The following is a 25,589-nucleotide window of genomic DNA, read 5'->3' on the forward strand; positions in this document are numbered from 1 at the left end:
CAACAGCGCCTCATGGCGCAAAGCCCTATTCGTGAACACCCCACGCGTTACGTCAAACCCGGCGCCGAGGCCATCGCCAAGGTCACCGAGGTCCTGGCACCCCGCCGTACCCACTGATCAACGGAGTGGCGGCTCGCCGGAGCTATAGGAGTTCCGGGCCATCACGGATGATCGTGTTGAACGGTCCGGCATCGACGTGGACGACACACTCGTGGCTTTGCGCCTGGTGGCGTTCGGCGGCTTCATCGTCGTTCAGGCCGACTCGGCTGTGCGGCCGGTCGCGTTCAGCGCGCCGGCCAGCTCGCGGCGTGAGCTCACGCCGAGCTTCATGAACACCTTGCGCAGATGCCATTCGACGGTTCGCGGGCTGAGGAACAGCTGGGCGCCGATCTCGGGGTTGCTCCGCCCGGCAACGGCGAGCTGCGCGATCTCCGCCTCCTGGGCGGTCAGCTCGTCGAAGGCGTCGACCCTGCGCCGCCGCACCCGTTCCCCCGCGGTGGCCAGCTCTCGGCGGGCCCGCTCGGCGAACGCGTCCATGCGCATCTCGCCGAACAGCTCGAGCGCCTGCCGCAGGTGATCACGGGCGGCCACGCGGTGGCCGGCGCGCCGCAGCCACTCGCCGTAGAGCAGGTGCGCGCGGGCCAGTTCCGGACGCACCGGCGTCGGCGCCAGCCTTTCTATCGCCTCGCGGTACAGGCGGTCGGCGTCCGAGCCGTCGCTGAGCAGCGCGCGCAGGCGCGTTGCGACGCCGAGCCCCCAGTCGGTGCCGGCGGCCGCGGCGCCCTGGCGAAGCCGGTCGAGAGCGGCCCGTGCCGTCTCCGGGCGTCCGGCTCTGGCGGCCGCCTCGACCAGCTCGATCCTGGCCCAGTCGGCGACGAACAGTTCGGGGGTGTCGGCGGCGGCCCGCTGGGCGGCTGCCAGCGCCTCGTCGTACCGGCCGAGGCCGTTGCAGAGCATCGCGGTGGCCGAGCGGGCGTACTGCACCGCGCAGCCCTGCCCGGCGGCCGTGGCCTCCGCGATCGTCACGTTGATCAGCGTGCGGGCCTCGGCCTCGCGTCCGCGCGCGCCAGCGAGCATGAGCCTGGCGTACGAGGCGATCCGTGACCCCGTCGCCTGGGTGACCGCCCCGGCTTCGGCGATCAGCAGGGCCGCGCCCCTGAGGTCCCCGGCTACGCACAGGGCCTGGGCCAGGACGTCGAGGGCGACCGGCAGCACGCTGAGCGCGCCCGATTCGCGAGCGATCCGGATCTGACGGGCCAGAGGGGTGGCCCAGGCCTCGTAGTCCCACACCATCACGGCCGCCGCGGTGGAGCGGACGACCTCCTGGATCGTGGCCGCCCCGTCGCCGCTGAAGCGGTCCGCCGCCTGACGGAGGAGGGGTGCCGCCGCGTCCCGCCCGCCGGTCACGGCGAGTGCGAGGCCGTCCAGGAGGACGTCGGCCGCCTCCGGAGGACCTTCGGGACGCGGGCAGGCCAAAGCCTTGCTCGAGATCTCCGCCATGCTGGTGCCGCGCGTCATGGCACCCGCGAACAACGCCGCGCTCCAGGCGTCGAGGTAGGTCTTGCGCGCCAGCCCCGGGTCGAGCGGCTCGAGGGCCTGCGCCGCGCCGAGCAGCAGGAGGGGGCCTTCGCTGCCGCGGGTCTGCCAATACCTGGCCTGGGCGCGCAGCAGGTTCGCGCGGGCGCGCTGCAGGTCCTCCAGCGGGCCGGCCTCCGCCGTGGCCAGCAGTCCCAGAGCGGCATTGAAGACACCCGCCTGAACGCTCGCGCCCGCGGCGGTGAGCGCGCGCTCCGCTCGCCGTACCGGATCGGGCGTCAGCGCCACCGCGCGCTGCAGGAACGAAGCCGCCGCCGCCAGGCCGCCACGGGCTTGCGCCTGACCGGCGGAGCGTTCCAGCTCGGCCGCGACCTCCTCGTCCGGGCCCTCCGCGGCGGCGGCGAGATGCCACGCACGGCGCGCGGGATCGTTGTCGCGGCCCGTCGCCTCCGCCAGCGCCAGGTGCGCCGCCCGCCGGTCCGCCGCCTGAGCTGACCGGTATACCACCGTACGAACGAGAGGATGACGGAAGACGACGCGCTCGCGGATCGTCATCAGCCCGTCGGCGTTCGCCGGATCCGCTGCCGCGGGCCCGATGCCCATCCGGTCCGCGGCGCGCCACAGCATCAGCGGATCACCGAGCGGCTCCGCCGCCGCCACCAGCAGGAGTGCCCGGGTCTGCGCGGGCAGCGCCCCTATCCGGCGGCGGAAGCTCTCCTCGATGCCGGGTGAGATCCCGGCCGAGACCTCCGGCCACCTGGACGGTCCGAAGCCTCCTGCCAGCTCCTCGACCGGCAGGCCGCGGGGCATTTCCAGCAGGGCGAGCGGGTTTCCGCGCGTTTCGGCCACGAGCCGGTCGCGTACCTGCTCGTCCAGCGGGCCAGGCCGGGCCTGCTCCAGCAACGCCCGCGCGTCGTCAGGTGCCAGACCGTGGACCGTCAGCTCCGGCAACGAGGCGAGAATCTTGTCATCGGCCGGCTCCCGCACGGCGAAGACCATCGCGACCGACTCGGCGACCAACCGCCGCGCCACGAAGGCCAGCGCCTGCGCCGAGGCGCGATCCAGCCACTGCGCGTCGTCGATCACGCAGATGAGCGGACGCTCCTCCGCCACCTTGGCCAGCAGCGTCAGCACCGCCAGGCCGATCAGGAAGCGATCCGGAGCAACCCCGTCCCGCAGCCCGAAGACGGTCCGCAGCGCGTCCGCCTGCGGGTCCGGCAGCGTGGGCAGGCGGTCCAGGAACGGCGCGCAGAGAAGGTGCAGGCCCGCGAACGCCAGCTCCATCTCCGACTCGACCCCCGCCGCCCTCGCCACCTGGCATCCGGACGCGCGGTCGCACAGCTGGTCCAGCAACGCGGTCTTGCCGATTCCGGCTTCCCCCCGGAGCACCAGGACCTGGCTCTGGCCGGTGCGTACGCTCTGCAGCAGCCGGTCCAGGGTTTCCCATTCGCGTTGCCTGCCGCGCAGGTGAGGCAGGGAGTCTTCACGCACCCGGTCAGGGTATCGGGTGCCTTTTTCCCGGCTTACCGGCTGGCCCCTGGTCCGGAAGCGCCGCCCCGGGGGTCGGTGTCCCCGGGGCGGCGTCCCGAGATCGACGCCTTGCGACGCGCCATGAGAGCGAGGCCCTGCGATGCACGTCCCGAGACCCGCATCCCGGGACCGACGCCTTGAGACCGACTCCCGAGATCGGCACTCCGCACAGGACTGGAGGCCCACCGGCCTCCTGGTCAGCGCAGCTTTCGGAAGGTCTCCCGGAGGTCGCTGGTGAAGGCTTCGGGGTTCTCGTAGTGGACGAAGTGGCCGCCCTTCATGTGGGCGTTGACGTTGATCACGTTGAAGGCATCGCGGGTGGGGCCGTTCTCGAAGGCGGCGATACGCTCTTCGACGGTGTTGACGCCGGGTGGGTAGGCGTCGCCGAGGAGGAAGGTGAAGCCGGCCGGTGCCTCGACGACAGGTCGGCGGTCGTGGGAGGGCACCCACGGGTAGCGCACCGCGTTGCGGTACATGCGGATGGAGGAGCCGATGGCCTGGTTCACCCAGAAGGTGGTGGCCTCGGTGAGGATGAAGTCGCGGGGGAAGTTCGTCTCGAAGTCGCCCCGCTTGTCGCTCCACTTCTTCCATCGCCGCAGGAGCCAGGCGAGCATGCCGATGGGCGAGTCGTTCAGGCCGTGGGTGAGGGTCGAGGCGTCGAGCATGTGCACCGCGACGTGGGAGGCGTAGGTGTTGACGAAGTTCTCCAGGCCCGCGCGCAGCTCCGGTGTGGCGTCCTCGGGGATCTTGGCGCCGTCGGTCAGGTCCCAGAAGCGCTCGTTGGCGAACATGCCGGGCGGCAGGTCCTGGCCGTAGTGCAGGCCGATGATGCTGTCGGCGTACTTGTGGCCGAGCGCGCTGGTGACGAGCGCGCCGTAGTCGGTGCCCGCCGCGGCGTACTTGTCGTAGCCGAGCACCTCGGTCATGAGCTTGTGCATGATGTCGGCGATCTTCCAGTAGTTCAGATCGCCCCTGCCGACCGGGGTGGACCAGCCGAAGCCCGGCAGGTCGGGGATGATGACGTCGAACGAGTCCGCCGGGTCGCCGCCGTGGGCGGCGGGATCCGTCAGCGGGCCGATGAGCGGGAGGCTGAACCCGCTGGACCACGGCCAGCCGGAGTGCACCGCCAGCGGGACCGGGTTCGGGCCCTTGCCACGCACGTAATAGAAGTGCACGGGCGTGCCGTCGATCTCGACCTTGTACTGGTCGTGAGTGTTCAGCCGCTGCTCCTGCGCCCGCCAGTCGAAGCCGTCCGCCCAGTACTCCACGAGCGGCTTGAGGTAGGCGGTGCTGATCCCGTAGTACTCCTCCTCGTTGTCCAGGTCGTCGAAGAAGCGGGTCCTCTTCAGCCGGTCCTTGAGGTCGTCCAGGGCCTCCTGAGGGACGTCGATCTTGTACGGTTCCGCCGCACCGGGCTTGTTCACGCTGTTCACGGCAAGTCTTCTTTCAGGTAGTGAGGTTCTCTGATGGGGTGCCGCCGCCGGCGGAGGCACGAGTTGGCCGCAGGTGGCGTCAGGTGGTGAAGTCCAGGCGCAGCCGGGTCTGCTTGAGCTCGGCGATGTGCCAGGTGCCGTCCGTCTTGACGAAGCGTGCGTGGTAATGGCCGAAGCCGTGCATGCCTCTGAAGGGGATGGCCTCGGATACAGGGGCGTCCTCGGGCCTGGTGACGATGTCCTCCATCGCCCAGACGCCATGAGCGTCGGTCGCCGAGTCGACGTCGATCTCGTCGGAGAACAGGTGGTGGATCAGGGTGACGCCGGGGCCTCCGCTGGCGCCTACCGTGGCCGCGATCTCCTCCCGGCCTTCCATGTGCAACCAGGCCGATCCGTCGGGCTTGTGCGGAGTGAACGTGCCGTCCGGTGTGAACAGGTTCGCCAGGTCCTGCCAGCGTTGATGGTCCGCGTACCGAACGTAGCGACCCATCAGACGGCGAAGCTCTTCAACAGTGCTCAGACGCTCGAGAGCATCCATGATCGATCATTCCTTTGCGAATGAGGTGGACGGACATCCTGCCGGTGCTGCTGTGCTACAGCCCGGCCGGGCCCGCCCCGCGGATACTCCGCGTTTCAAGTTCTGGACTCTACGGTCCACTCATCTTGTGACTCCAGAAATGGACCCGAAAGTCCAAAAACGTCGACGCCGATCGCTTGGACCGACATCGACCACCCTCGCTGCAACCGGCGCGGGAAAGACCAGGGTGCGTCACTGGCCTGGTCCCTGGTGCGGCCCCCGGTGACAGAAACGCCATGCCCACCACTGCGGGAAGCGCCGCCGTGCGTGTGGGCGGACTCGCCCAGCATCGCCATCCACCTCGCGAACCGCAGTTCCTGCCCTGCCAGGAATGGACCTCACCCGTCCCAGCCCAGCCAGGGACGAGCTCACCGCCAGTGAGTCAACCAGTGACGCACCCGGGTCCTGCCAGGTGCCTCACACGGCGAAGCTGACCGGCATCAGCTGCGGAACCATGGCGTGAAAGGACCGCTGGCGTGGATTCAGCCACGACGACGTTGATCGGCCGGGAGGATGGTCAAGCGCGGCTGTCCGCCTTCATGGAGGCCGCCATGGGGCAGGCGCTCGTCGTGCGCGGCGAGGCCGGGATCGGCAAGAGCGCTCTCCTCGACCACGCGGCGGATCTCGCACGCCAGAGTGGCCCTCTCGTCATCCGGGCCACCGGGGTGGAGGCGGAATCCGAGCTGCCCTACGCCGGACTGCATCAGCTTCTCCATCCGCTGCTCTCCGGCGCCGGGCGTCCGGGCGACGGCTGCCGGGCGGTCTTCGACGCGGCTTTCGCCCAGCATGAAGGTCGGCCGCCGTCGGTCATGGCGCTCGGCGTCGCCATGCTCGGCCTGGTGTCCCGAGCGGCGGCAGAGCAGCCGCTGTTGCTGGTCCTCGACGACGGCCAGTGGCTGGACGACCCGAGCGCCGACGTCTGCGGGTTCGTGAGCCGCCGGATCGCCGGCAGCCCGGTGAAGCTACTCGTGGCCGTCCGCGCCGACGTCGCCTCCCGCTTCGACATGGGGGCGCTGCCGGAGGTGGCGGTCGGCGCGCTCTCGGACGACGACGCGGCGCGCCTGCTGGATCAGCACCATCCGGCGCTGGGCAAGCACGCCCGGCAGGTGGTGCTGGACCAGGCTCGGGGTAATCCGCTGACGCTGCTGGAGCTGCCCGCCCACGTTGCCGGCCGCCCCGGTGACGAGCCGGCGACGGATGCCTCCGGCCGGCCCGAGGCGCCGCTGCCCAGGCGGCTCCAGCTTCTGTACGGGACCCGCATCGCCGCCCTCAGCGACACCGTCCGCGCGGAGCTTTCGATGTTGAGGGTGAGTATTTCCTCGGCCCGGGCGGCGGTCTCGTACAGGAGCCTGTAGAGGGTTTTCTCGCGGATGCCGACGTCGCGGCGGGCGATCAGCCGGTCGATCGCGGTCCTGGAGCGGGCGGGGGTCTGGCTGTCGGGGGCGGCCAGCCGCCTGGCCCAGGCGGGCACGGCGGGGGCGTCGTGGCCGTGCTCGCGGCACCAGGCCAGCCACGAGGCCACGGAGGCGCGGCGGGCGTTCCAGGTGTTGACCGCCGCGCCGCCCCACAGCGTCTCCAGGGCCTCGCCGATCTCGTCGTCGGCCACCGCCGCGAGCGGGCGCTGCTCGCCGAGTCGCGGCGCGGTCTTGCCGACGCCGATGGCGTAGGCGCGCACGGTGTTGGGGTTGGCCACGGTGTCGAGGAAGGCGTCGGCCGCGGCGCGGACCGTCAGCCCCTGCCCTGTCGGCAGCGGCGTCACCACGGCGGGCACGGCGTCCTCCTTGCCACAGATAACAGGGCCGCTTCGCGTACGCCCGGCGACAGGTCGCCGCAGGTCGTGATCAGCGATGCCACAGATAATAGAGCGTTATCTGTGGCAGCACTCCACCTTCACCAGCACGAATCCCCGCCACTCAACCCTTCAAGATCATCCCAATGCGGGTTTGGGCTGATGTGGGTTGACCTCCCTGAGCAGGGTGTTCAGGGATGGATCGAACAGGTAACAACCTGTGTGGTGTACAAGGCGGCGCTCACGCTCTGGCGCGCACCCGACGGGCGGCGACCAAGGAGGCCACAACGAGAGCGGCGAGCACGCTCCAGTACAGGAAGCCGCGGACGCCGGTCACAAGCAGGTTCTCGGCCAGGTAGACCAGGCCGGGAAGCAGATAGACGGCGGCCGCCAACGCCCAGCGGCCATCCCTGGCAGCCAGCGTTGCGGCCAGCACCAGCAGCAGAGCCACCACCTCGACGCCGGCCCGCGAGACGACCCAGACGGGTTCGAACACCGGCACCTGCGTGAGCTGCAGCGCCCAGCCGGCCAGCGGGACGAGCAGCCACCATGGCGACCGGGCGGGGATCGTCGCGCCCCACCCTCGGGCCTTCCCGGACGCGCGGCCGGCCCCCGCCCGCCGAATGGCGAGCACCGCCGACGCGGCCGCGACCACCCAGTAAGGCGCAACCGGCGCGAGGTCACCGTACAGCGGGCCGAGGTCGAGCGCCGGGACGTAGAACCCGCCCCAGACGATGGGCCAGCTCGTCCACACCGCGGCGAACGCCGCAAGGGGAGCCGCGACCCGCATCCATCCCCGCATGAGCGCCACCATCAGGACGATCCCGAGCGCCGTCCACACCTTGTAGTTGAAGTACGGCAGGACAGGAAGCTGCGCGAAGGTGAGCATCGCCACGATCAGCGCGCCGAGATGCAGGCCGTCGGTCCACGGCGGCACGCCGGCCGCGCGGGTGGCCCGGACGCGGACGGTGAACGCGCCGGCGAGGAGATGCAGCGTCTCGCGCGGCGACGGCCGACGGTCCTCGGGCCGGGCCGCCTCCATCAGCGTGCCAATCAACTCCTCACCGTGCGCGGCGCGGTAGTCCTTGGGGTAGGCGCGCAGGAGGCGGCGGTACCGCCGTTCGAGAACGTGGGTCATACGCTCGTCACCCCGCTCGGTCGCAGGACGAGTGTGGCGGCGCGCTGCAAGCGGGCCGCCTGAGCACGGATGGCGTGCATGCCGTCGTCGGTGATCCGGTAGTAGCGTCGCGGACGCCCGTTCACGGTCTCCTCGCGGTCCAGCAGCACCCAGCCGGTCTCGGAGAGCCGGTCGAGCGCGCTGTACAGAGTGCCGACGGCGAGGTCGACCTCGCCGAGCGACTTGGTCCGGGCACGTTTGATGATCCCGTATCCGTGGAGCGGCTCTTCCATTAAAGCGACGAGGATGAAGTACGTCGCCTCCGTCATTCCGATCATGATCCGAATATATATCGACCGTCGAAGTATCGGGTAGGAGCGCGGACGCCCTACCGGACAACCTGCCGTGGCGAGTGTCGGGGCGGACCTGCAGTGGAACCGTTTCGTACGGTAAGGGCTTTCCCGCAGGTGGGAACGGGGCGCCGGACGGGCCGACGTGGGGTTGCTAGCGTACGTTCCGGTTCGGGCGCAGCTCGCCTGTGATCATGGTCTCGGGGTGGATCGGCTGGTGGGGTGACGCCTGGTGACTGTGATCTTCATGTCCGGAAGTCCTACTTCTACAGGCGATACGGCAGCCGTGTGGCAACGGGCAGACGGTCCCTGCCATGCCGTCTACCCGAGCCCCGTTGCGCCGTCTACTCCAGGATCGGCGGGCTGTCGGCGACGCTCACCTTCAACTGTGCGCTCGACGACACCACGCTCCCGACCGGGGCATTGGCCAGCTTCGCGTCCACGACCACCCCCCGGCGGCCGAGATAGTCGTAGGTCTTCCGGTCGAAGATGTACTCCTCCCTGACCCCGTTGGGCGAGACCATCGCCGCCGCGATGCCCTTGCGCCCCGCGGCGTCCTGCGCCTCCTTCACGCTCACCACCCCGGGAATCGTCGCCGCGGCGCGGAAGAGCGCGGCCCGCTGCGCGGCAGGCAGATAGGACTCCTGCAGCAGCCCGCCGACCCGGTTCCACGCCTCGTAGTCCTGCAACCCGTCGTTGGGCACCTGCGTGTAGAGGTGCTTGCGCATGCCCTCGGTGTCGGTCGGCAGCTTGCTGACGTAGGCGTAGTCGTTGCGCAGGAACTCGGCACGGTCATCGAAGTCGGCCGCCCGCCCCGGACGGCCGGGCTTGCCCACCAGGGCCTGCTCCGCGCGTGCGGCCGGCGGAAGCGGGTGCCCCGGATACGGCAGCGGCGCCAGAATCTCCTCCTGCAGGACTCCCTTGACCGCGCTGCCCTCGACCGGCAGCCAGATCGTGCGCTTAGAGCGCGACAGCCAGATCCCCGCGTCGCCTCCGGAGGTGTCCATGCTCTGCGACTCATAGACGAGGAACTGGCCAGGCCTGGGATGCAGCTCCGGACGGTCGCTGACGTGCTCAGCCGCCCGTGACAGCACCTCCACGGCCGCGACCGTGCGGATCTGCGGCGGAGGCGGTGCCGGGGCGGGCTGGTTCTGGACGATGAACACCGCCGCTGCCACCGCGGCCGCCAGACCTCCCGCCAGTGCGGCGCGCAGCCCGAGGCTGCGGATGACGGGGCGGGTCGAGGCCGACATGCCGACCATCAGGCGCTCCGCCTCGGCGCGCAGGTCCTCCTGCACGGGGACCTCCGAGCGGAAGTTGTTGAGCTGCGCCAGCTCATCCATGGCGAACCTCCTCGATGACGAGTGCTGTGGGGTCGGTCCCGCCCAGTTCCTCCCGGATCTTCGCGCGGGCCCGGTTGACGCGCGAGCGGACCGTCCCGACGCGGATGCCGAGCGCCTCGGCGGCTTCGGTGTAGGTGAGGCCGCCCCAGGTCACCAGGAGCAGCACGTCGCGGTGCCCGGCGGGCAGCGCGGCAAGCGCGGCGGCCAGGCGTTGCTGTACGGCCTGAGCGCTCAGCCGCTCGTCGCTGCGCGAGGTGAAGGGTTCGGTAACCGGGTCCACACCGGTGCGGGCCAGCAAGTGCAACTGCCTGGCCTCGGTGCGCTTGTGGCGGCCGATGAGGTTGGTCGCGATGCCGTACAGCCAGGGCAAGGCGTTGTGCCTGACCAGGTCGTAGCGGCCGCGCTGGCGGAAGGCAGTGAGGAAGGTCTCCGCCACCACGTCCTCGGCGACGTCGAGTCCGAGGCGGCGGACGACGAATCTCTTGATCTCAGGCGCGTGTCTGCGGAAGATCTCCGCGAACACCTCGGGCTCCTGCCGGGACCGCGCGATGACGGCGGAATCGGCGGGGCTCGTTTCTGACATGCTCTGGCCTCTCGGCTCACGGATGGGACACCCCTACTTGCCCGCCCGGAGCGGACCGGTTCCCGCCATCAGGTCCGGACCTGCGGACCAGAACGAAACCCGCGACGACGAGGACGACCGCTGAACGGCTGGCCCAGCGGCTGGCCTGCGTCGAGGGCGCCGGGCGGCAGCCTGGCGGAGAGATATGAGACCCCCGTCGTGATCAGACCTGTTCGTCGTCTTCGGCCGTCGCATCGCGCAGCGGCCGCAGGTTCCCCGGCGTCTCCGGCCGGGTGAACGGGTAGCTGCCGTGGAAGTTGATGTGCTCCCAGATCAACGGAGTCAGCCGGGCCCGGATCTCCGGGCCGATCGACAGTTGCCCGTCCGCCTGCAGGGCTTTCACAGCGGCGTCGACGTAGAGGCTGTTCCAATAGATGATCGCGTTCAGACCGAGGCCGAGCGCGCCGAGCTGGTCTTCCATGCCCTTGGCATAGCCTTGGCGGAGCTGGCCGAGGTTGCCGATGAAGACGCGCCGGGCCAGGCCGTTGCGGCCTTCGCCGATGTTGAGCTGGGCGCCCATCATCCGCCGGTAGTCCTCCAGGTGGGCCACGTGCAGCAGGTGCATCGACTTGAAGATGCGGCCGTAGTGGGCGAACGCCGCCCCGAGCCCAGTGAGGCGGCCATCGGCCGACAGCATCCGCAGCAAGTCGTAGGCGCGCACCTGGTTGGTCACCAGCGACCCGGCCATGACCCGGTCGTTGACGACCGCGAGCCAGGTCGAGCCGCGTGAGCGTTTGCCGCGCCCGAAGTAGACCGGGTTCGGCCGGGCATGCAGCGACTTGACCGGGACCACGAACCGTAGCCCGTCGGCGGAGGCGACCAGGCCGCCGCCCCAGTCCTGTACCGCGATCGAGATGTCGCTCTGCGCGGTCACCAGCGTCGCCGACGCCGCGGCGATGTCCTCGTGGTGGAAGTAGCCCTTCTCCACCCCGAGCAGGCGGCTCAGCGTGAGCGCCGGCTGACCGGGCTTGACCACCGGGACGAATCCGACGTTGCAGGAGCGGGCGACCAGCACGCCGGCCTGGCTGATGTCCAGATCGGGGCGGCGCGCCTCCGATCCCGACAGGTGCGGCATCACCTCGAAGTACCCGGTGTGGCCGTTGACCTCCAGCAGCAGCTCCGGATAGTCGATGCGGGGCAGCATCGCCTGCACGGCGTCGTGTACCGCCTGGTAGCCGTCCGGCAGCGGCAGCGCCTCCAGCTTCAACCGGCCGCCCTTGACCGTGACGGCCGGGTTGGCCGCGACCTGTTGTAGGCGGCGTCCAGGTCCTCGGCCAGATCCTGTAGATGCCGGTCCGGGTCCATCTTCAGGCCAAGCGCGGTCAAGACGCTGTCGCGATGCACCTGCCACACCGGCTGCGGGATCAGCTTGGCGCGCGGATCGCCCCATCGGTCGGCGTCGACCGCGTAGACGTCGCGCCGTCGCAGGGCTGCGTGCAGGGCCTCCAGCAGGCAGAAGGTGTAGGCGGCGCGGTCCAGCGAGCCGTCGGGCAGGTTCGGGTTGTGATACACCAGCCGCCGCCACGACCCGCTCCAGCGCCTTGCCCTGCCCGGTCCCGGACACGTCCGTCACCGTGGTACGCATCCACTCCAGCGTGGAGACCCTCCGGCCGTCGGGGACCTCCAGCGTCTCCAGCAGTTCGCGCCGCAGTTCCACCGGCGTCCGCTCGGTCAACACAACGTTGATCGCGTCCAGCTCGTCCGTGCGCACATCGCGCACCAGCCGCTCCATCACAGTGATCCCCGGCAGCACCACCTTGTTGTCGATCAGCCACACCACCGCCCGATCGAACAACTCCCGCCGCGAGACCCGGAAGTTCCGCACCCGCGAACCCAGGAACGTCAGCAGATCGTCCTGGGCCTCGGCGAACTCCCGGTACTCCAGCAGCTCCCGGATCTCGCCCTGATGGTCCCACCGGGTCTGGGCCCGCTCCGGATACAGCTTGATGCACGACGGATCCGCCACACCGATCTGCTCGGCCACATAGTCCACCGCCACATGCGGAACATCCCGCGGATCAAGCAAGAACGTGCCAAGCATCCGCACAGTGCCTCACTGAACCGCCCAGCCCAGCCGGTTGTGAGGACCACGCTTGTCCGCCACCTTGGCCAACGCCGGAGCGTCCAGATAGAAGAACCGCTCCAGATCAGCTGGCGACGGCGCCGCCGGAAACCGGCCATACCGGCCTACCTGCTCATCGGACAGATACTCGGCCACAAGCCGCGAAGCTAAACAATCAACCGCTGGTTACCGGCAAGTACACCCAAGCTGAGACCTAGATCGTTGAGCCATGCTCAGCGGCGCACCCGTGCTGACATGCGGAAGTCCTTAGCGTTGTTCTCTGAGGAAATAGTCCCCACACCCCAGCCCGCAAGGGCCACCACGGAGGCCGCCCCACCGTCATCACCGACGACATGATCCACACCGTCCTACGGCGCCGCGCAGCCGGCGAACCCATCGGCAAGATCCGCAAGGACCTGATCATCCCCACCGGCAAGCGCAAGGGCCATAACCCCTCCCTCGCCAGCATCTACCGCGCCCTCGCAGAACACGAGAAGGCCCAGCGCCATCCCGACGCCGTCGAACAGGCCCGCGCCGAGTACGCCGCCCTGCACCAGGAGCTCTGATCTCGCTCAAGTCGCGGGATCAGGCTCTCAACGCCACAGTCAGGGCGCGGCTCCTCCTTCCGCCTCAGCACTGAGCACTACGTCACCGCAGGTCAGGACCGGGTTCGTTGGATTCTGCTCGTTAGCTACTGAGACCCCTTCGGGTGGAGCCGGCAGGTGTCAAGCCGCCGTCGGCGACCGCAGTGGTGATCCACGCGTCCGGCGGCAGGTCCGCGGGGTCATGTCCGTTGCGCGATGAGGGCGGCCAGGCCGTCGAGGATGCGGTCGAGGCCGAAGCGCCTGCCGTTGTCGGTCAAGGCGTCCGCGCCGCCGGAGATCGCTTCGGCGAGTGCGGGGAAGTCGTCGCGCCTGCTGTGCAGCAGTTCGGTCAGGGTGGCGTCGAAGTGTCCGCCGGAGGCCCAGGGCTGGGTTCCCGCCGTGGTCATGGATTGGGTGTTGCGGATGTGGCCGAACAGGACGAAGGCGGCCGCCAGCCGTTCGTCGCCGCCGAGGCCGGTGCCGGACAGCGCTTGGACCGCCCGGTCGGTCCAGGCCGCTTCGTTGGGTCCCATCGGCCGTTCGCCCATGGTGGCTCCGGGGAGCCAGGGATGACGAGACCATGTCTCGGTCAGAGCTTGCAGAAGATGCTCCATGCGCGGGCGCCAGCCGCCGGAGACCGCCGAGACGGCAGGCGGGTCGCCCACCGCCATGTCGATCATGACCGCGAGCAGCTCCGCCTTGTTGGCGACGTGGCGATACAGCGACATCTTGGTGAACCCGAGGTCGGCGGCGATGCGCTGCATGGAGACCGCGTCCAGGCCCTCGGCGTCGGCGATGTCGATCGCGGTCCGCGCGATCTTCTCCAGGGACAGCGGGGGTCGCCTGCCTGGACTGCGGGGCTGCGACCACAGAAGCCGGGAAGCGTTCGGCGTCGGGGAACTCGACATGTCGGGTCCTGCTCTCGCTGAGGCGGGGTTGCGTTCTCTGCGTAACTGTGTCTAGCTTATACCATTGTGTCCACCGGACACATCAGTTACCGCAGGACACCGAGGAAGCAGGACCACCATGCCCAAGCTGCGCGTACACAACTTCACGATTTCGCTGGACGGCTACGCCGCCGGCCCGAACCAGCGCCTGGACGCCCCGTTCGGCGACGGCGTAGAGGGCATGCACGACTGGATGTTCGCCACCCGTACCGTGCGAGCCGCGCAAGGACTCGACGGCGGTACGGAAGGTCTGGACAACGACCGCATCCTGCTGGCCGAGCAAGGCATCGGCGCCACCGTCATGGGCCGCAACATGTTCGGCCCGGTGCGGGGCGAATGGCCGGACCACTCGTGGACGGGATGGTGGGGCCCCAACCCGCCGTACCACAACGATGTCTTCGTGATGACCCACCACCTCAGGCCCAGCTTCAGCCTGGAAGGCGGCAACACCTTCCACTTCGTCGACCAAGGCCCCGAAGCCGCTCTGAAGCTCGCCTTCGACGCCGCCGACGGCAAGGACGTCCTGCTGGCCGGAGGGGCGGCCACCATCCGGCAGTTCCTGCGGGCCGGCCTGATCGACGAGATGTACCTCGTCATCGCCCCGATCTTCATCGGCGGCGGGGAACGCCTGTTCGACGACCTGGACGGCGGCCTCGACGGCTACCGGTGCGTCGAACAGGCCAGCACCAGCGCCGCCACACACCTGCACATCACCCGCCGCGAGCCCCGCGCCGCGCTTTGACGTGGAGTGCGGTTAATGGCTCGGTCCGGCAATCGGGGGTGGCGACTCGTAAGATCCGTGCGCAAGGCGCTGTTCAGTTCGGATGGAGGTGAAGGACCGCCGTCGCTTTGCCGTCGTAGCGGTGAGGTGAAGTTGGAGGCAGCCTGAGCCGGGGGTCGCCGGGGAGGATGGGAGCAGCCTCGACAAGGTCGGCGCTGCGGTTGTACGGCAAGCGCGATCAGACCCGCTCGGATCATCTGGCCCAGGTCGCCAACTGGCGCGCAATGAACCCGCTGACGCGTCCAGAAGCCGACGCGGAGACCGGTGCGGAACCGGGCACCGGCCAGGTCGACGACGGCAAGGACGCCCTCGGCGCGGACATCGCGCAGTTTGTCGCCATGACGCGGACGGGACCATGGCTGCTGGCCTATCTCGTCGCCCGGCGGATCGCTCCCGGCGAAGGTAACGGCGTCGGATTCGAACAGCAGTCCACGAAGTGTTTCGGCCGAAACACTTTCCGGCGCATCAGCCGCGCGGGAGTTCGCCCGCCGGGCCGGGACCAGTGCCAAGCGGGTCATGGCCCTACTGGAGGCCTGGAACCGGTTGGCCGCCGGCCGGGATCAGGGCTGGGCACCCGCTCGCCGAAGGAACCCTGACGGCTGCCAGGCTGGCCGCGGCCGAGCACTTGGCGGTCAGCCGCCGGACTCAGTGACGCGGCGCACGCGCTGGGACTGCGCCTGTTGGAGATCCCGCTGCCTCACTGACGATCGGCATGGCCCGGCAACCGCGTCACAGCGCCGACGGGGGGGCACCAGTGGCTGCGTGACGCCGTACGCCGGGTACTCCGTCCGGCCCCGTGTAGTTCCGCAGCTCCGGCAGTGCCCATGCGACTGCGGCCACGGTCACCGTGGTGAGCAGCCCGCCCGCCCAGATCACTGTCCGGTGGTCGAGGAACGAGGTGGCGGCCCCGTGCAGCAGGTTCGCGATGTGCGGGCCGCCGAAGAGGACGACGGTGAGCGTGCCCTGGATCCGGCCGCGCATGGAGTCATGGGTGTGCGCCTGTGTGATGGCGTTGCGGAAGGTGCTCAGCACGAAGTTGACGGCGCCGCCGAGGACGAGCGCCACCAGGGCGAGCCACAGCTGCGCGGCCAGCCCGAGGAGCACCACGGTGATGCCCCACGCCGCGGCGGCCGCCGCCATGAGCGCGCCGTGGTGGCGAGCGCGGGTGAACGTGCCCGACAGCAGCCCAGCGGCGACGACTCCGGCCGGATAGGCGGCGTACAGCAACCCCAGCTCCAGGCCGCCTCCCGCGAGCCCGCCGTAGGTGTGCTGGGCGAGCTCCGGGAACAGGGCCGTCGGCATGCCGAAGACCATCGCCGCAAGGTCCACCAGGAGCACCGCCACCAGCAGCCGGCTGGCCACCAGATACCGGAGACCGGCCGCCGACCGGCGCCGTGCGACCGGGTGCGGCTGGGGCGGCAGCGCCGGCAGCTTGACGACCGCCCACACGACGGCCAGCAGCGCGACGGCGTCGAAGAGGTACAGCGCGCCGAGCCCGACCACCGGTATCAAGGCACCCGCCAGCACCGGTCCGAGGATCGACCCGGCGTAGCGGGTCAGGGAGCTGAGGCTGTTGGCCGCCGGCAGGAGCTCGGCCGGGACCAGGCGGGGCACGACGGCGCCCATCGTGGTCATGATCGCGCCGAGGGACAGGCCCTGGCAGGCGACCAGCACCATCAGGACGGGGACGAAGCCTCCGCCCAGCACAGCCTGCGCCCAGAGGGCCACGTACGTGAGCGCCAGGCCGCAGTGGGCGGCCAGCAGCACCTTTCGCCGGTCCATGGCATCGGCGAGCGCGCCCGCCCACAACGCCGCCACGACCAGCCCGACGAACGACACCGCTCCCGCCACGCCCACGGCCGCCGAGGAGCCGGTCACCGCGAACAGCTGCGCCGGCACGGCGACCACGCTGAACGAACCACCCACCGCGCAGACCGCCGACGACACCCACAATCGCCGGTAGGCCGGGATGGCCAGCGGGCGGCGGTCGACGGTGTAGGCACCGAGCGACCGGGCCGTCGAGGCGATCATCGTCCGGCCCCGTCGCCGTCGATAGGCGTCTCCACGCTGACCACGTCGGCCGGCGTCTCCAGGCTCACCACGTCGGCCACGACGCAGGCGATGTTGTCAGGGGCGCCGGCGGCGTACGCCAGTTCCACCAGCTCGTCGAGCACCTGCTGAGGAGCGCCGGGCCCGGTCAGCACCGCGCGCAGCGATCCGGCCGGTACGACGGCGGACAGCCCGTCGGAGCACAGCAGGTACCGGTCGCCGGCCGCGGCGGCGTGCAGCGACAGTTCGGGCCGGGCCCCGCCCGTGCCGGTCAGCGCTCGTGCGAGCAGCGCGCGCTGCGGATGCGAGGCCGCCTCCTCCACGGTCAGCCGGCCCTCGTCGACCAGCCCCTGCACATAGGTGTGGTCGTGGGTGATCTGGAACAGCTCGCCGTCCCGCACCAGGTACGCCCGGGTGTCTCCGATGTGCACCAGCGCCAGCCGGGACCCCGACCACAGCAGCGCGGTCAACGTGGTCACCGCCTCACCCGACGGCGTCGAGGCGGCGATCTCCCCGATGGCGCGGTCGGCTTCCCCGACCGCCTCGGCGAGCGCGCCGAGCAGGTCCTCGGCCGGTACGGCCAGCGTCTCCAGCGGTTTGAGCGCGTCGACGGCCGCCGCGCTCGCCAGATCCCCGCCCGAGCCGCCGGCGCCGTCGGCCACCGCCAGCAACCGGGGGCCGGCGTAGGCGGTGTCCTGGTTGCTCGTACGCACCAGGCCTGACTCCGACCGGGCCGCGTAGCGGATCCCCAGCATGGTCGCCGTCTCTTCCACGGTGCTTCCCCTCCCCGACAGATAGTCGACGAGGAACGTGGCCAGCTGCCCACGGGCGGCGGTCTCGGCCAGCACCTGCTCCCAGTAGGCGGCGATCTCCTCGGCCGCCGCGCCCGCCGGCAGGTCGCACACCCGCCGGATGCGCGCCAGGGGCATGCCGAGCCGCCGCAGCCAGGCGATCAACCGGGCCCGCTCCAGCTGCGCCGGGTCGTAGAACCGGTATCCGGACTCGCCGTCCACCGCGGCCGGTCGCAGCAACCCGAGCTGGTCGTAGAGCCGCAGGGCCTTCGGCGACAACCGCGCGGCCCGAGCGAACGCCCCGATCGTCAGCAGCTGCACCATTCCTCCTCGTCCCGGCCACCGTGGCCGGCACCGACGATGCTGCGGCTTCACCCAAGGGGAAGGTCAACACCGCACGTTCCGGAAACCGGTTCCGCGCTCGTCCCTGATCGCTCAGGCGGATTCCCACCACACCAGATTGGCGGCCACCTGGGCCACCGGCTCGATGATCTCCCACGCCTCGGCGATCATCCCACCGTCCAGCCGCCAGATGTCGACGACCGCGATCCCCGGCTCGGCACCGGGAAGCCAGCGGCGCGAGTACATCACGACGTGATCACCTTCGGCCAGCACGTGATGGATCTCGACCTGCATGCCGGCGAGCGGGATGAGCGCGGCGCGTACGGCGGCGAGCCATTCCGCCTTGGTCGACGACATCGAACCCGGCCGGTGATGGACGAAGTCCTCGCTCAGCAACGGCGCGAGCGCATCGACGTCGCCCGTCGCCACCAGCGCCGTCAGCGCCCGCTGGACGATGCTCTTGTTGTCTGTGGTCATGTTCTGCGTGGTCATGGCGGCAGTGTTTCGGTCGTTGCCACGGTTGTCGATGAACTCCCATTTCATGGCGCCCGGCGCCACGACGAGTAGCATCGACGGGCATGTACACAGTCGGGGAGCTGTTGCGGCAGTGGCGGCATCGCCGGCGACTCAGCCAGCTCGATCTCGCCATAGCCGCCGACGTCTCAGCTCGTCACGTCAGCCTGGTGGAGACCGGCAAGTCCAACCCGAGCGCCGACATGATCCTCCGGCTCGCGGAGCAGCTCGATGTGCCGTTGCGTGAGCGCAACCGGCTGTTGCTGGCCGCCGGCTTCGCACCCCGCTACGCCGAGCGGCCGCTCGACGGGGACACGCTGTCGGCGGCCTGGGGCGCGGTCGAGAGGGTGCTCCGCGCGCACGAGCCGTACCCGGCGCTGGTCATCGACCGGCGGTGGAACATCGTGATGACCAACCGCACAGTGGACCCGTTCCTCGCGGACGTCGCCCCCGACCTGCTGCGGCCGCCGGTCAACATGCTGCGGCTGGGGCTGGACCCGCGCGGGCTCGCCCCTCGGATCGTCAATCTGGCCGAGATGCGCGTGGTGCTCCGTACCCGCATCGCGCGCCAGCTCGCCGCCGCTCCCGACCCCGAGCTCGCCGCGCTCTACGAGGAGCTGCTGGCGCCCGGCTCCGAGGACGCGAGCCACCCGATCGAGTCCGAGGTCGTGATCCCGATGATCTTCAACTTCGGCGGACGAGAACTGCGGCTGTTCTCGACCACCACGACGTTCGGCACCCCGATGGACATCACCCTGGACGAGGTCGCGATCGAGTCGTACTACCCGGAGGACGCGGAGAGCGCCGCCTACCTCACGAACCTCGTCGGCGCTTGACCTCAACCGTGGTTGAGATCCCAGAATCGATGATCACGGGCGCCTCGGCCTGATGGGCCGGTCGGAACGCACCCGTACGTCCTGGATCGCATTCCATCCCAACCATGGAGATGTTTGTCATGACCAAAATCGTCGTCATCGGCGCCACCGGCAAGCAGGGCGGCGCGGTCGCCGACCTGCTCCTGCGGCGCGGTCACGAGGTGGTGGCGTACGTGCGCTCGGGGGAGTCCCCGGCCGCGAAGGCGCTTTCCGCTCAGGGGGCGCGGCTCGCCACCGGTGACCTCGCCGATCCCGACGCGCTCCAGCGGGCCTGTACGGGCGCCGACGCGGTCTTCGGCCTCTCGGTCCCGTTCGGCGAGGGCGGCAAGGACGAGGAGGTGGCGCAGGGGCGCCTGCTCGTCGACACCGTCGCCCGCCTCGACGCGCACCTGGTGTACTCCTCCGTACGGGGCGGCGACCGGCTGGAGGCCACCAACGTCGACCACGCCGACAGCAAGCAGCTCATCGAGGCGTATTTACGCGAGCAGCCGGTGCGCGCGACGGTGCTCGGCCCGGTGTACTTCATGGAGAACGCGCTCAACCTCGGCTTCAGCCGGCTCGGCGACGGCATGCTCGCCAACCCGCTGACGCCCGGCAAGCCGCTCGACCAGGTGAGCGTCCTGGACATCGCCGGCATGGCCGTACACGCCATCGAGAACCCCGATGAGCTCGTCGGCGAGCGGATCGACATCGCCTCCGATCGCGTCACCGGCCAGGAGGCGGCCCGGATCCTGAGCGAGGTCCTCGGCCGGGAGATCCCGTACCAGCAGCTGCCGCTGGACATGGTGCGGCAGTGGGCCGGCGAGGAGGTGGCCACGATGTTCGAGAGCTTCGAGAACAACACCGACTTCCTCGACATCGAGACGCTGCACGCCAAGTACCCCGCCGTGCGCTGGCACAGTTACGCCGACTGGGCCAAGACGGTCGACTGGGACAGGATCCTCGCCCCTTAGATCCCCTTACAGCTTGCGCGCGCCGGCCTCATCGCGCCGGCCGACGCGCGCACGCCTGTCACGGCCGGCAGCTCCCTCAGGACGGTGTCGTGACCGTGGGTGACTGCGCCTGAGGCGCGGAGACCTCCGCGGGCCTGGACCTCACCAGCCACAGGCCGGTGAACACGGCGCCGGCCAAGGTGACGACGCCGGCCGCGACGAAGGCACTGTCGAGGCCGGCCTCGAAGGACGCGCCGCCGGCTTCCCGGGTGCGGACGATGGCTCCGAGCACCGCCACGCCGAGCACGGCGCCGATCTGCCGGGTGGTGCTGCTGATGCCTGACGCGAGCCCTCCCTCCTGCGGGCTGACCGCCTGGATGGCGGCGCCGGTCAGCGGGGACATGGTCAGGGCGAAACCTATGCCGACGATCGCCAGCCGCCACCACACGTTCCCGTAACCGGTGTCGGCGTGCACGAAGCCCAGCGCCAGCAGCCCCAGCCCGGCCAGTGCCAGGCCGATGGTGACCACGATCCGGAAGCCGTGCCTGGCGGCGAACCGGCCCGCGAACGGGCTGACGATCACCATGGCGAGGGAGGCGGGCAGGGTCTGCAGGCCGGCCAGCAGGATCGAGCTGCCCTGGACGTACACGAAGAACTGGGAGAAGAAGAAGGACGAACCCATGAGCGCGAAACCCACCACGACCATCGCCGTGTTGGACACCGTGAACAGCCGCTGCCGGAACAGCCGCAGCGGCAGCATCGGCGCCGAACCACGTCCTTCGACGACGACGAAGACGGCGAGGAACACCGCCGCGGCGGCGAAGGTGCCCAGGATCGCCGGCGAGGTCCAGCCACGGGAACCGCCCTCGATCAGCCCGTAGGTCAGCGCCCCCACGCCCAGGACGGACAGGACCGTCCCCGGGATGTCGATCGCCGGCGCGTCCGGATTGCGGGACTCGCCCAGGACGCGCAGACCGGCCAGCAGCAGGACCGCGCCGATGGGCACGTTGACGAGGAAGATGGCGGGCCAGCCGAAGGCGTCCACCAGGATGCCGCCGGCCAGCGGTCCGGCGGCCAGGCCGATCCCGCTGAATCCGGCCCACAGCCCGATCGCCTTGACCCGTTCCTGCGGAACGGGATGGGCGGCGGCGAGCAGGGCCAGCGAGGCGGGGCTCAGCGCCGCGGCCCCGATGCCCTGCACCACGCGTCCGGCGATCAGCCAGCCGATCGAGGGCGCCACGGAGCACAGCACGGACGCGGCGGTGAACACCACGACGCCGGCCAGGAACACCCGCTTGCGGCCGAACCGGTCGGCGAAGACGCCGCCGGACAGTAACAGCATGGCGACCAGCAGCACGTAAGCGTCGACGATCCATTGCAGACCGGTCAGCTGGGTGTGCAGCCGCTGCTGCATATCAGGCAGCGCCGCACCGACGATCGTGCTGTCGAGCAGCACCATGAACTGGCCCAGGCAGGTCACGGTGAGCAGCACCGTCCGGTTCGATCCGGGCTTTGTCAGGCTTTCGGGTGCGGTCAAAGCTGCTTCCTCTCATGAGGTGGATGCTCTGGCAGCACACCATAGTTCGATTATTCCGAAGTGTCGAAGCATTGTATGGTTGGGGCATGCGACCGCTACCCCAACCGGCGCGCGAGTCATTGACGCTCGCGCCAGTCCTCCACGCGCTCGGCGACCCGGTGCGCCTGGAGCTGGTGCGGCGGGCCTGGGACAGGCCCGAGTCGACCTGTTCCGCGCTCGCCGACGGTCTGGACGTGCCGCTGTCGACGCTGTCCAACCACTGGCGGATCCTGCGCGAGGCCGGGCTGATCAGCATGACCGTCGACGGCCGGCACCGGCGGATCCGGCCGCGCGCCGACGATCTGAGCGACCGCTTCCCGGGCCTGCTCGACCCGATCCTGCGCCTCAGCGCTGCCGATCCGCCGGACAGCGGCCCGCTGAGCTCGGACGCGGGTACGGCCGGAAACACACCGCGTAGCGGAGGTGATCTCGCCTGACATCACGCGCCGGGCCGCCGGAGGTGATGCGGGCACCTGTGCGATTCCCGAGAGCGCTGATCCGCAGCACGCGGCGCTGGATCCAGCTGGGCAGCTGCTGGTGATCGGTGCGCTGGGCGCGTTGTCGTACGGAACCATCGAGGCCAGGACTCACGGCCGGGGATCATGGATCACGATCGGTTCACTGGCTGCCGCACTGGTGCGGCTGGTCGAGCGCCGGGGTGCTGCTTTCTCCCGAAACCTTTGCGTCGCGCACCGCCGAGAGCACGTCACCGATTACCCAGAGCAGGCGCTCGGACTCGGCGGGACTGCGGGGGTTCCCGAAGATCGGCCGGAAGGATCTGTTCCGGCTCTCACGTTGACGCCGGCGGATGTGGCGTTCATCGAGCCTGGCCGGGGTCAGTCCCTCATGACGGCGTGCACCGTCATGACGGCAGGAAGATCGCGGTCGCCTCGTCGGCGAGTACAGCGGATTGCGGGGCGTCCGGATCGGTCTGTGCCAGGTGCAACAGCCCGAGGATGGCCGCGTAGGCGACCCGCGCCCGAGACGCCGCCCGGTCCGGCGGCAGGCCGAGCTCGCGGTAGGTACGAGCCAGGAGTTCCAGCCGGGCCCTGTTCACCCGGCCAACCGCGTCCCTGACCCTGGGGTCGTTGCGGTCGCCGAGCAGGCTCAGATGCACCGACGGCGCCAGCGGCTGGACGGCGTGCACAACAGCGGTGAGCAGCTCGCGCAACCGCTGTGCCGGATCGGCGATCGCGGCGAATTCGGCGAGCCCCGCCTCGCCGTGACTTCGCACCCACTCCGCGAGCGCCGCCGTGATCAGCTCGTCCCGGTTCCGGTAGTGCGCGTAGAAGCTGCCCTTGGTTACGCCGAGCGTCCGCGCCAGTGGTTCGACCGCGACCGCTGCCAGCCCGCCGTCCGCGATCGCCTTCAGCGCGGCGTGTGCCCAGTCCTGGGCGGACAGCCGGGTCGATTCGTTCACCACGGGCAACAGGATACGCCAGCGTATTGACGGCCTCACACACGAAAGATACGGTGGCGTATCAATACGCAACAGTATTAAGGACAGGGGCGGAGGGAGCACATGAAGATTCGCCGAGTGGTCACCGGGCACGACTCCCAGGGCAAGGCCCGCGTGGTCGACGACCGTGAGGTCGAGCCCATCACTTCGGAGCTGATGCCTGGCTGTGCGTTCTTTCGGCTGTGGGGCCGGGATGAGCGACCCACGTTCCCCGACGACGGCTCACCGCGCCGCGCTGAGGCGTGGTACCCGCCCCGAGATGGATCCCGCTTCATGATCAATACGGTCGCGCCGGGTGAACTGGTCCCACCTCCGGATCTGGATATGGCCGCGGCTTTGGAGGAGCTGGAGCGGCAGATGCCGGGCGCGATGGCCGCGAACGAGCCCGGCACCCCGGGGATGCACACCACCGACAGCCTCGACTACGTACTGGTCGTCTCGGGGGAGGCCACGCTGGAACTCGACGACGGCGAGCAGACGGTGTTGCGGGCAGGCGACGTGGTCATCCAGAACGGCACCCGGCACGCCTGGCACAATCACGGCGCTGAGCCCTGCACGATCGTCGGCGTCGCCATCGGCGCGGACCGCGCCCGGCCCACATAGTCCAGGTCGGTGATCCGAACCCTTCTTGAGCGCAGCAGACGAGGGTACGGTGCGCCAACTCGAGGGGATCGACGTCGAACGCACCTTCAACGACAAGGCCCCCCGGTAAGGACACGTCCCGACCGAAGCTGGAGGAACTGCTGGCGTTCGTCCGCGACACCTGACCGTGCACTCGATGGACCGGACCCTGCTGCTGCCGGTCATGGGCGCCTTCGCCGAGTTCGAACGCCCCCTCATCCTCGGACGCCAACGCGAAGGCGTCGCCGCCGCCACGCGGTGCCTGCAGCGCCAGCCGACCCTTGAACTCGCCTAGCGACGCTCCCTTGGCCACGTCCTTCAACCGGTCGAACTCGCTGCGCCGACTGACAGTGATGATGTAGATGAGCGCTTCCAGGCGCCCCGCCACCGCCTGGAAGACCTCGGAGTCGACCTCGGCGCGGATCGCCGCGGTCATCGCCTCCAACGTGGCGTGGCCGGGTAACTCACTGCGAGCCCGGACCAGTTCCTCCAGCGCTACGTTGATCAGGTCAGCCGGGTTGTCCTTGGACCGCACGGCCTTACGGACGGCCTCCTGAGCGATCTGCCGGACCCAGGCCGCCTCATACGACACGCCCATGCGCTGGCGGACGAACGCCCTATAGCGACTGGCCGTCATCGGCGCGGCCTCCCGCAACTTCACTCGATCATCTCCATAAGTCGCCAGTCGATTGACAGATTCGCCAGGGATCGACGGTGAATAGCGTCGGGGCTGACAAGTACAGCCTCGATGGGAGTACGTGAGATGAGAATGCTCGCCCGGTTGATGGTCGCCGTGGTGGCCTTGGGCGCGACACTACTGACCGGCGGCTCGGCGCACGCCGCCGATTCGGTGAGGACCTACAACGTGTGGCAGTGGAATGTGTCCGGCCAGAAGATGAACGGCGGGTCCACGACCAACGGAATGGTGGACGCCGCAGCCGCGTCGATCCTGACCAGGGACTCGGATTTCGCGGCCTTCAACGAACTCTGCTGGAGCCAGTACGAAGCGCTGAAGGACAAGCTCATAAAGAACCACTGGGTGTCCGAGAACACAAGCTTCGCCCGCTTCGCGGCCATCCGAAACGAGGAAGAACCAATCGCCCCCGAGGTCTGTGGCGGAGAGCAGTTCGGCATCGCCATCTTCAGCCGACGAGACCTCGGCGCCGCCACAAGGTACGAGCTGCCGAGATACTCCGAGAAGGCCAGGTACAAGCTTCTCTGCGCGCCGCTTGAGGACCTCCAGCATATGCGGTTCTGCACCACGCACATCACCAGCGAAAACGCGGACATCGACGGAAGCCCCATCAATGAGCGGCAACTGAACGCGGTACAGGACCATCTCGAGGACCTCTACGACGCCGGCAACACCGTGATCATCGCCGGCGACTTCAACGCACGCCCTCACCTTCAACGGCTCAACGACTGGTACTCTCCGACGGTCAACGGGCCGAACAACCACAACAACACCGGTGCGTACAGGGAGCTCGACGACCTGGATCCGCGATGCCCCGGCGTCGGCGAACCCACCACCCTGGACACGCTCCCCGTTGAGGATCCCTGCAAGGACCGCCCCAAGATCGACATGATCTTCGTACGGGAGAGCTTGATCGTCGGCGCGTACTCCGGTGACGCGCTGGGGGAGGGCACCGGAGGCACCGCCTGTGGCGGCGGGCCGTGCTCCGACCACCGCGTGCTGATCGGCACGGTCACGGTCCGCGTCAAGGTCTGACGGCGGGACCCCTGGAGTCGCCCCGTCCGCC

25 protein-coding genes and 2 pseudogenes are annotated in these 25,589 nt (G+C 69.7%); 11 read left to right on the top strand and 16 right to left on the bottom strand.

Annotated elements, in window-relative coordinates; translation table 11 throughout:
* Positions 1 to 252 precede the first annotated feature (252 nt).
* The 3 genes from HD596_RS43735 to HD596_RS62765 form a co-directional block, all read right to left on the bottom strand.
* Positions 253 to 3,027 carry an ATP-binding protein gene (locus HD596_RS43735; protein WP_185075269.1) on the bottom strand — a complete coding sequence of 925 codons (2,775 nt, stop codon included), beginning with the start codon at positions 3,025 to 3,027 and terminating at the stop codon, positions 253 to 255.
* A gap of 236 nt (positions 3,028 to 3,263) precedes the next feature.
* Positions 3,264 to 4,499 carry an epoxide hydrolase family protein gene (locus HD596_RS43740; RefSeq protein WP_313046327.1) on the bottom strand — a complete coding sequence of 412 codons (1,236 nt, stop codon included), beginning with the start codon at positions 4,497 to 4,499 and terminating at the stop codon, positions 3,264 to 3,266.
* Positions 4,500 to 4,578: 79 nt separating this feature from the next.
* Complete coding sequence (locus tag HD596_RS62765; RefSeq protein ID WP_185075270.1) at positions 4,579 to 5,037, bottom strand: nuclear transport factor 2 family protein; 459 nt, start codon at positions 5,035 to 5,037, stop codon at positions 4,579 to 4,581.
* Between the two features lie 515 nt (positions 5,038 to 5,552).
* On the opposite strand from HD596_RS62765, the gene HD596_RS43750 reads away from it, so the two are divergent.
* A complete protein-coding gene (locus HD596_RS43750) occupies positions 5,553 to 6,431 on the top strand; it encodes an AAA family ATPase (protein ID WP_221519830.1) in 879 nt (292 codons plus the stop codon).
* 15 nt (positions 6,432 to 6,446) lie between these two features.
* Complete coding sequence (locus HD596_RS43755) at positions 6,447 to 6,743, top strand: hypothetical protein (RefSeq protein ID WP_185075271.1); 297 nt, start codon at positions 6,447 to 6,449, stop codon at positions 6,741 to 6,743.
* Between the two features lie 363 nt (positions 6,744 to 7,106).
* Here HD596_RS43755 and HD596_RS43760 read toward each other — a convergent pair whose 3' ends face one another.
* From HD596_RS43760 to HD596_RS62775, 6 genes and pseudogenes are all read right to left on the bottom strand, one after another.
* Entirely contained in the window at positions 7,107 to 8,003 is an 897-nt protein-coding gene (locus HD596_RS43760; RefSeq protein WP_185075272.1) for a hypothetical protein, read from the bottom strand.
* A complete protein-coding gene (locus HD596_RS43765; RefSeq protein WP_185075273.1) occupies positions 8,000 to 8,320 on the bottom strand; it encodes a PadR family transcriptional regulator in 321 nt (106 codons plus the stop codon). Before HD596_RS43765 ends, HD596_RS43760 begins: the two co-directional genes overlap by 4 nt.
* A 356-nt stretch (positions 8,321 to 8,676) precedes the next feature.
* A complete protein-coding gene (locus HD596_RS43770; RefSeq protein ID WP_246555299.1) occupies positions 8,677 to 9,675 on the bottom strand; it encodes a CU044_5270 family protein in 999 nt (332 codons plus the stop codon).
* Complete coding sequence (locus HD596_RS43775; RefSeq protein ID WP_185075274.1) at positions 9,668 to 10,258, bottom strand: RNA polymerase sigma factor; 591 nt, start codon at positions 10,256 to 10,258, stop codon at positions 9,668 to 9,670. The genes HD596_RS43770 and HD596_RS43775 overlap by 8 nt, the downstream gene beginning before the upstream one ends.
* A gap of 202 nt (positions 10,259 to 10,460) precedes the next feature.
* Positions 10,461 to 12,029: a Tn3 family transposase gene (locus tag HD596_RS65250; protein WP_313047654.1), complete on the bottom strand. Its 1,569-nt coding sequence runs from the start codon at positions 12,027 to 12,029 to the stop codon at positions 10,461 to 10,463.
* Positions 12,021 to 12,515: pseudogene (locus HD596_RS62775) on the bottom strand (DUF4158 domain-containing protein); the annotation flags it as partial. The pseudogene HD596_RS62775 and the gene HD596_RS65250, both read right to left, overlap by 9 nt.
* Before the next feature lie 197 nt (positions 12,516 to 12,712).
* On the opposite strand from HD596_RS62775, the gene HD596_RS43790 reads away from it, so the two are divergent.
* On the top strand, positions 12,713 to 12,925 hold the full coding sequence (locus HD596_RS43790; protein ID WP_221519831.1) for a hypothetical protein: 213 nt from the start codon (positions 12,713 to 12,715) through the stop codon (positions 12,923 to 12,925).
* A 218-nt stretch (positions 12,926 to 13,143) separates the two neighbouring features.
* Here the strand turns inward: HD596_RS43790 and HD596_RS43795 are convergent, their stop codons facing one another.
* Positions 13,144 to 13,851, bottom strand: a complete 708-nt coding sequence (locus tag HD596_RS43795; RefSeq protein WP_185075277.1) for a TetR/AcrR family transcriptional regulator — start codon at positions 13,849 to 13,851, stop codon at positions 13,144 to 13,146.
* Positions 13,852 to 13,969: 118 nt separating this feature from the next.
* On the opposite strand from HD596_RS43795, the gene HD596_RS43800 reads away from it, so the two are divergent.
* On the top strand, positions 13,970 to 14,632 hold the full coding sequence (locus HD596_RS43800; protein WP_185075278.1) for a dihydrofolate reductase family protein: 663 nt from the start codon (positions 13,970 to 13,972) through the stop codon (positions 14,630 to 14,632).
* Between the two features lie 200 nt (positions 14,633 to 14,832).
* Positions 14,833 to 15,267 (top strand): hypothetical protein, encoded by a 435-nt coding sequence (locus HD596_RS43805; protein ID WP_185075279.1) that lies wholly within the window; start codon positions 14,833 to 14,835, stop codon positions 15,265 to 15,267.
* A gap of 133 nt (positions 15,268 to 15,400) precedes the next feature.
* Here the strand turns inward: HD596_RS43805 and HD596_RS43810 are convergent, their stop codons facing one another.
* From HD596_RS43810 to HD596_RS43820, 3 genes are all read right to left on the bottom strand, one after another.
* Positions 15,401 to 16,702: an MFS transporter gene (locus HD596_RS43810; protein WP_221519832.1), complete on the bottom strand. Its 1,302-nt coding sequence runs from the start codon at positions 16,700 to 16,702 to the stop codon at positions 15,401 to 15,403.
* On the bottom strand, positions 16,699 to 17,835 hold the full coding sequence (locus HD596_RS43815) for a MerR family transcriptional regulator (protein ID WP_221519833.1): 1,137 nt from the start codon (positions 17,833 to 17,835) through the stop codon (positions 16,699 to 16,701). The genes HD596_RS43810 and HD596_RS43815 overlap by 4 nt, the downstream gene beginning before the upstream one ends.
* A gap of 111 nt (positions 17,836 to 17,946) precedes the next feature.
* Positions 17,947 to 18,411, bottom strand: coding sequence for a nuclear transport factor 2 family protein (locus HD596_RS43820; RefSeq protein ID WP_313046328.1), 465 nt, complete (start codon positions 18,409 to 18,411; stop codon positions 17,947 to 17,949).
* 20 nt (positions 18,412 to 18,431) lie between these two features.
* Between HD596_RS43820 and HD596_RS43825 the strand changes: the two genes are divergently transcribed.
* Both HD596_RS43825 and HD596_RS43830 read left to right on the top strand, forming a co-directional pair.
* Entirely contained in the window at positions 18,432 to 19,202 is a 771-nt protein-coding gene (locus tag HD596_RS43825) for a helix-turn-helix domain-containing protein (RefSeq protein ID WP_185075280.1), read from the top strand.
* 119 nt (positions 19,203 to 19,321) lie between these two features.
* Entirely contained in the window at positions 19,322 to 20,194 is an 873-nt protein-coding gene (locus HD596_RS43830) for an NmrA/HSCARG family protein (protein WP_185075281.1), read from the top strand.
* Between the two features lie 76 nt (positions 20,195 to 20,270).
* Here the strand turns inward: HD596_RS43830 and HD596_RS43835 are convergent, their stop codons facing one another.
* Complete coding sequence (locus tag HD596_RS43835; RefSeq protein WP_221519834.1) at positions 20,271 to 21,710, bottom strand: MFS transporter; 1,440 nt, start codon at positions 21,708 to 21,710, stop codon at positions 20,271 to 20,273.
* 86 nt (positions 21,711 to 21,796) lie between these two features.
* Between HD596_RS43835 and HD596_RS43840 the strand changes: the two genes are divergently transcribed.
* On the top strand, positions 21,797 to 22,186 hold the full coding sequence (locus tag HD596_RS43840) for an ArsR/SmtB family transcription factor (RefSeq protein ID WP_185075282.1): 390 nt from the start codon (positions 21,797 to 21,799) through the stop codon (positions 22,184 to 22,186).
* 425 nt (positions 22,187 to 22,611) lie between these two features.
* Here the strand turns inward: HD596_RS43840 and HD596_RS43845 are convergent, their stop codons facing one another.
* Positions 22,612 to 23,172, bottom strand: a complete 561-nt coding sequence (locus tag HD596_RS43845) for a TetR/AcrR family transcriptional regulator (RefSeq protein WP_185075283.1) — start codon at positions 23,170 to 23,172, stop codon at positions 22,612 to 22,614.
* A gap of 99 nt (positions 23,173 to 23,271) precedes the next feature.
* Between HD596_RS43845 and HD596_RS43850 the strand changes: the two genes are divergently transcribed.
* Both HD596_RS43850 and HD596_RS66200 read left to right on the top strand, forming a co-directional pair.
* On the top strand, positions 23,272 to 23,811 hold the full coding sequence (locus HD596_RS43850; protein WP_185075284.1) for a cupin domain-containing protein: 540 nt from the start codon (positions 23,272 to 23,274) through the stop codon (positions 23,809 to 23,811).
* 175 nt (positions 23,812 to 23,986) lie between these two features.
* Positions 23,987 to 24,124: a recombinase family protein gene (locus HD596_RS66200; protein ID WP_246555302.1), complete on the top strand. Its 138-nt coding sequence runs from the start codon at positions 23,987 to 23,989 to the stop codon at positions 24,122 to 24,124.
* Positions 24,125 to 24,265: 141 nt separating this feature from the next.
* Here the strand turns inward: HD596_RS66200 and HD596_RS65920 are convergent.
* A pseudogene (locus HD596_RS65920) lies at positions 24,266 to 24,466 on the bottom strand (DUF4158 domain-containing protein); the annotation flags it as partial.
* A gap of 126 nt (positions 24,467 to 24,592) precedes the next feature.
* Between HD596_RS65920 and HD596_RS43860 the strand changes: the two are divergent.
* Complete coding sequence (locus HD596_RS43860; protein WP_221519835.1) at positions 24,593 to 25,558, top strand: endonuclease/exonuclease/phosphatase family protein; 966 nt, start codon at positions 24,593 to 24,595, stop codon at positions 25,556 to 25,558.
* Positions 25,559 to 25,589 lie beyond the last annotated feature (31 nt).

Source organism: Nonomuraea jabiensis, from assembly GCF_014204795.1.
In the GTDB taxonomy this organism is placed as follows: Bacteria; Actinomycetota; Actinomycetes; order Streptosporangiales; family Streptosporangiaceae; genus Nonomuraea; species Nonomuraea jabiensis.

Coding starts and splice junctions, on each gene's coding strand:
- HD596_RS62765 (WP_185075270.1), bottom strand. CDS start 5,037: ATGGATGCTCTCGAGCGTCTGAGCACTGTTGAAGAGCTTCGCCGTCTG.
- HD596_RS43755 (WP_185075271.1), top strand. CDS start 6,447: ATGCCGACGTCGCGGCGGGCGATCAGCCGGTCGATCGCGGTCCTGGAG.
- HD596_RS43760 (WP_185075272.1), bottom strand. CDS start 8,003: ATGACCCACGTTCTCGAACGGCGGTACCGCCGCCTCCTGCGCGCCTAC.
- HD596_RS43765 (WP_185075273.1), bottom strand. CDS start 8,320: ATGATCGGAATGACGGAGGCGACGTACTTCATCCTCGTCGCTTTAATG.
- HD596_RS43770 (WP_246555299.1), bottom strand. CDS start 9,675: ATGGATGAGCTGGCGCAGCTCAACAACTTCCGCTCGGAGGTCCCCGTG.
- HD596_RS43775 (WP_185075274.1), bottom strand. CDS start 10,258: ATGTCAGAAACGAGCCCCGCCGATTCCGCCGTCATCGCGCGGTCCCGG.
- HD596_RS65250 (WP_313047654.1), bottom strand. CDS start 12,029: ATGGAGCGGCTGGTGCGCGATGTGCGCACGGACGAGCTGGACGCGATC.
- HD596_RS43790 (WP_221519831.1), top strand. CDS start 12,713: ATGATCCACACCGTCCTACGGCGCCGCGCAGCCGGCGAACCCATCGGC.
- HD596_RS43795 (WP_185075277.1), bottom strand. CDS start 13,851: ATGTCGAGTTCCCCGACGCCGAACGCTTCCCGGCTTCTGTGGTCGCAG.
- HD596_RS43800 (WP_185075278.1), top strand. CDS start 13,970: ATGCCCAAGCTGCGCGTACACAACTTCACGATTTCGCTGGACGGCTAC.
- HD596_RS43810 (WP_221519832.1), bottom strand. CDS start 16,702: ATGATCGCCTCGACGGCCCGGTCGCTCGGTGCCTACACCGTCGACCGC.
- HD596_RS43815 (WP_221519833.1), bottom strand. CDS start 17,835: ATGGTGCAGCTGCTGACGATCGGGGCGTTCGCTCGGGCCGCGCGGTTG.
- HD596_RS43825 (WP_185075280.1), top strand. CDS start 18,432: ATGTACACAGTCGGGGAGCTGTTGCGGCAGTGGCGGCATCGCCGGCGA.
- HD596_RS43830 (WP_185075281.1), top strand. CDS start 19,322: ATGACCAAAATCGTCGTCATCGGCGCCACCGGCAAGCAGGGCGGCGCG.
- HD596_RS43840 (WP_185075282.1), top strand. CDS start 21,797: ATGCGACCGCTACCCCAACCGGCGCGCGAGTCATTGACGCTCGCGCCA.
- HD596_RS43850 (WP_185075284.1), top strand. CDS start 23,272: ATGAAGATTCGCCGAGTGGTCACCGGGCACGACTCCCAGGGCAAGGCC.
- HD596_RS66200 (WP_246555302.1), top strand. CDS start 23,987: ATGGACCGGACCCTGCTGCTGCCGGTCATGGGCGCCTTCGCCGAGTTC.
- HD596_RS43860 (WP_221519835.1), top strand. CDS start 24,593: ATGAGAATGCTCGCCCGGTTGATGGTCGCCGTGGTGGCCTTGGGCGCG.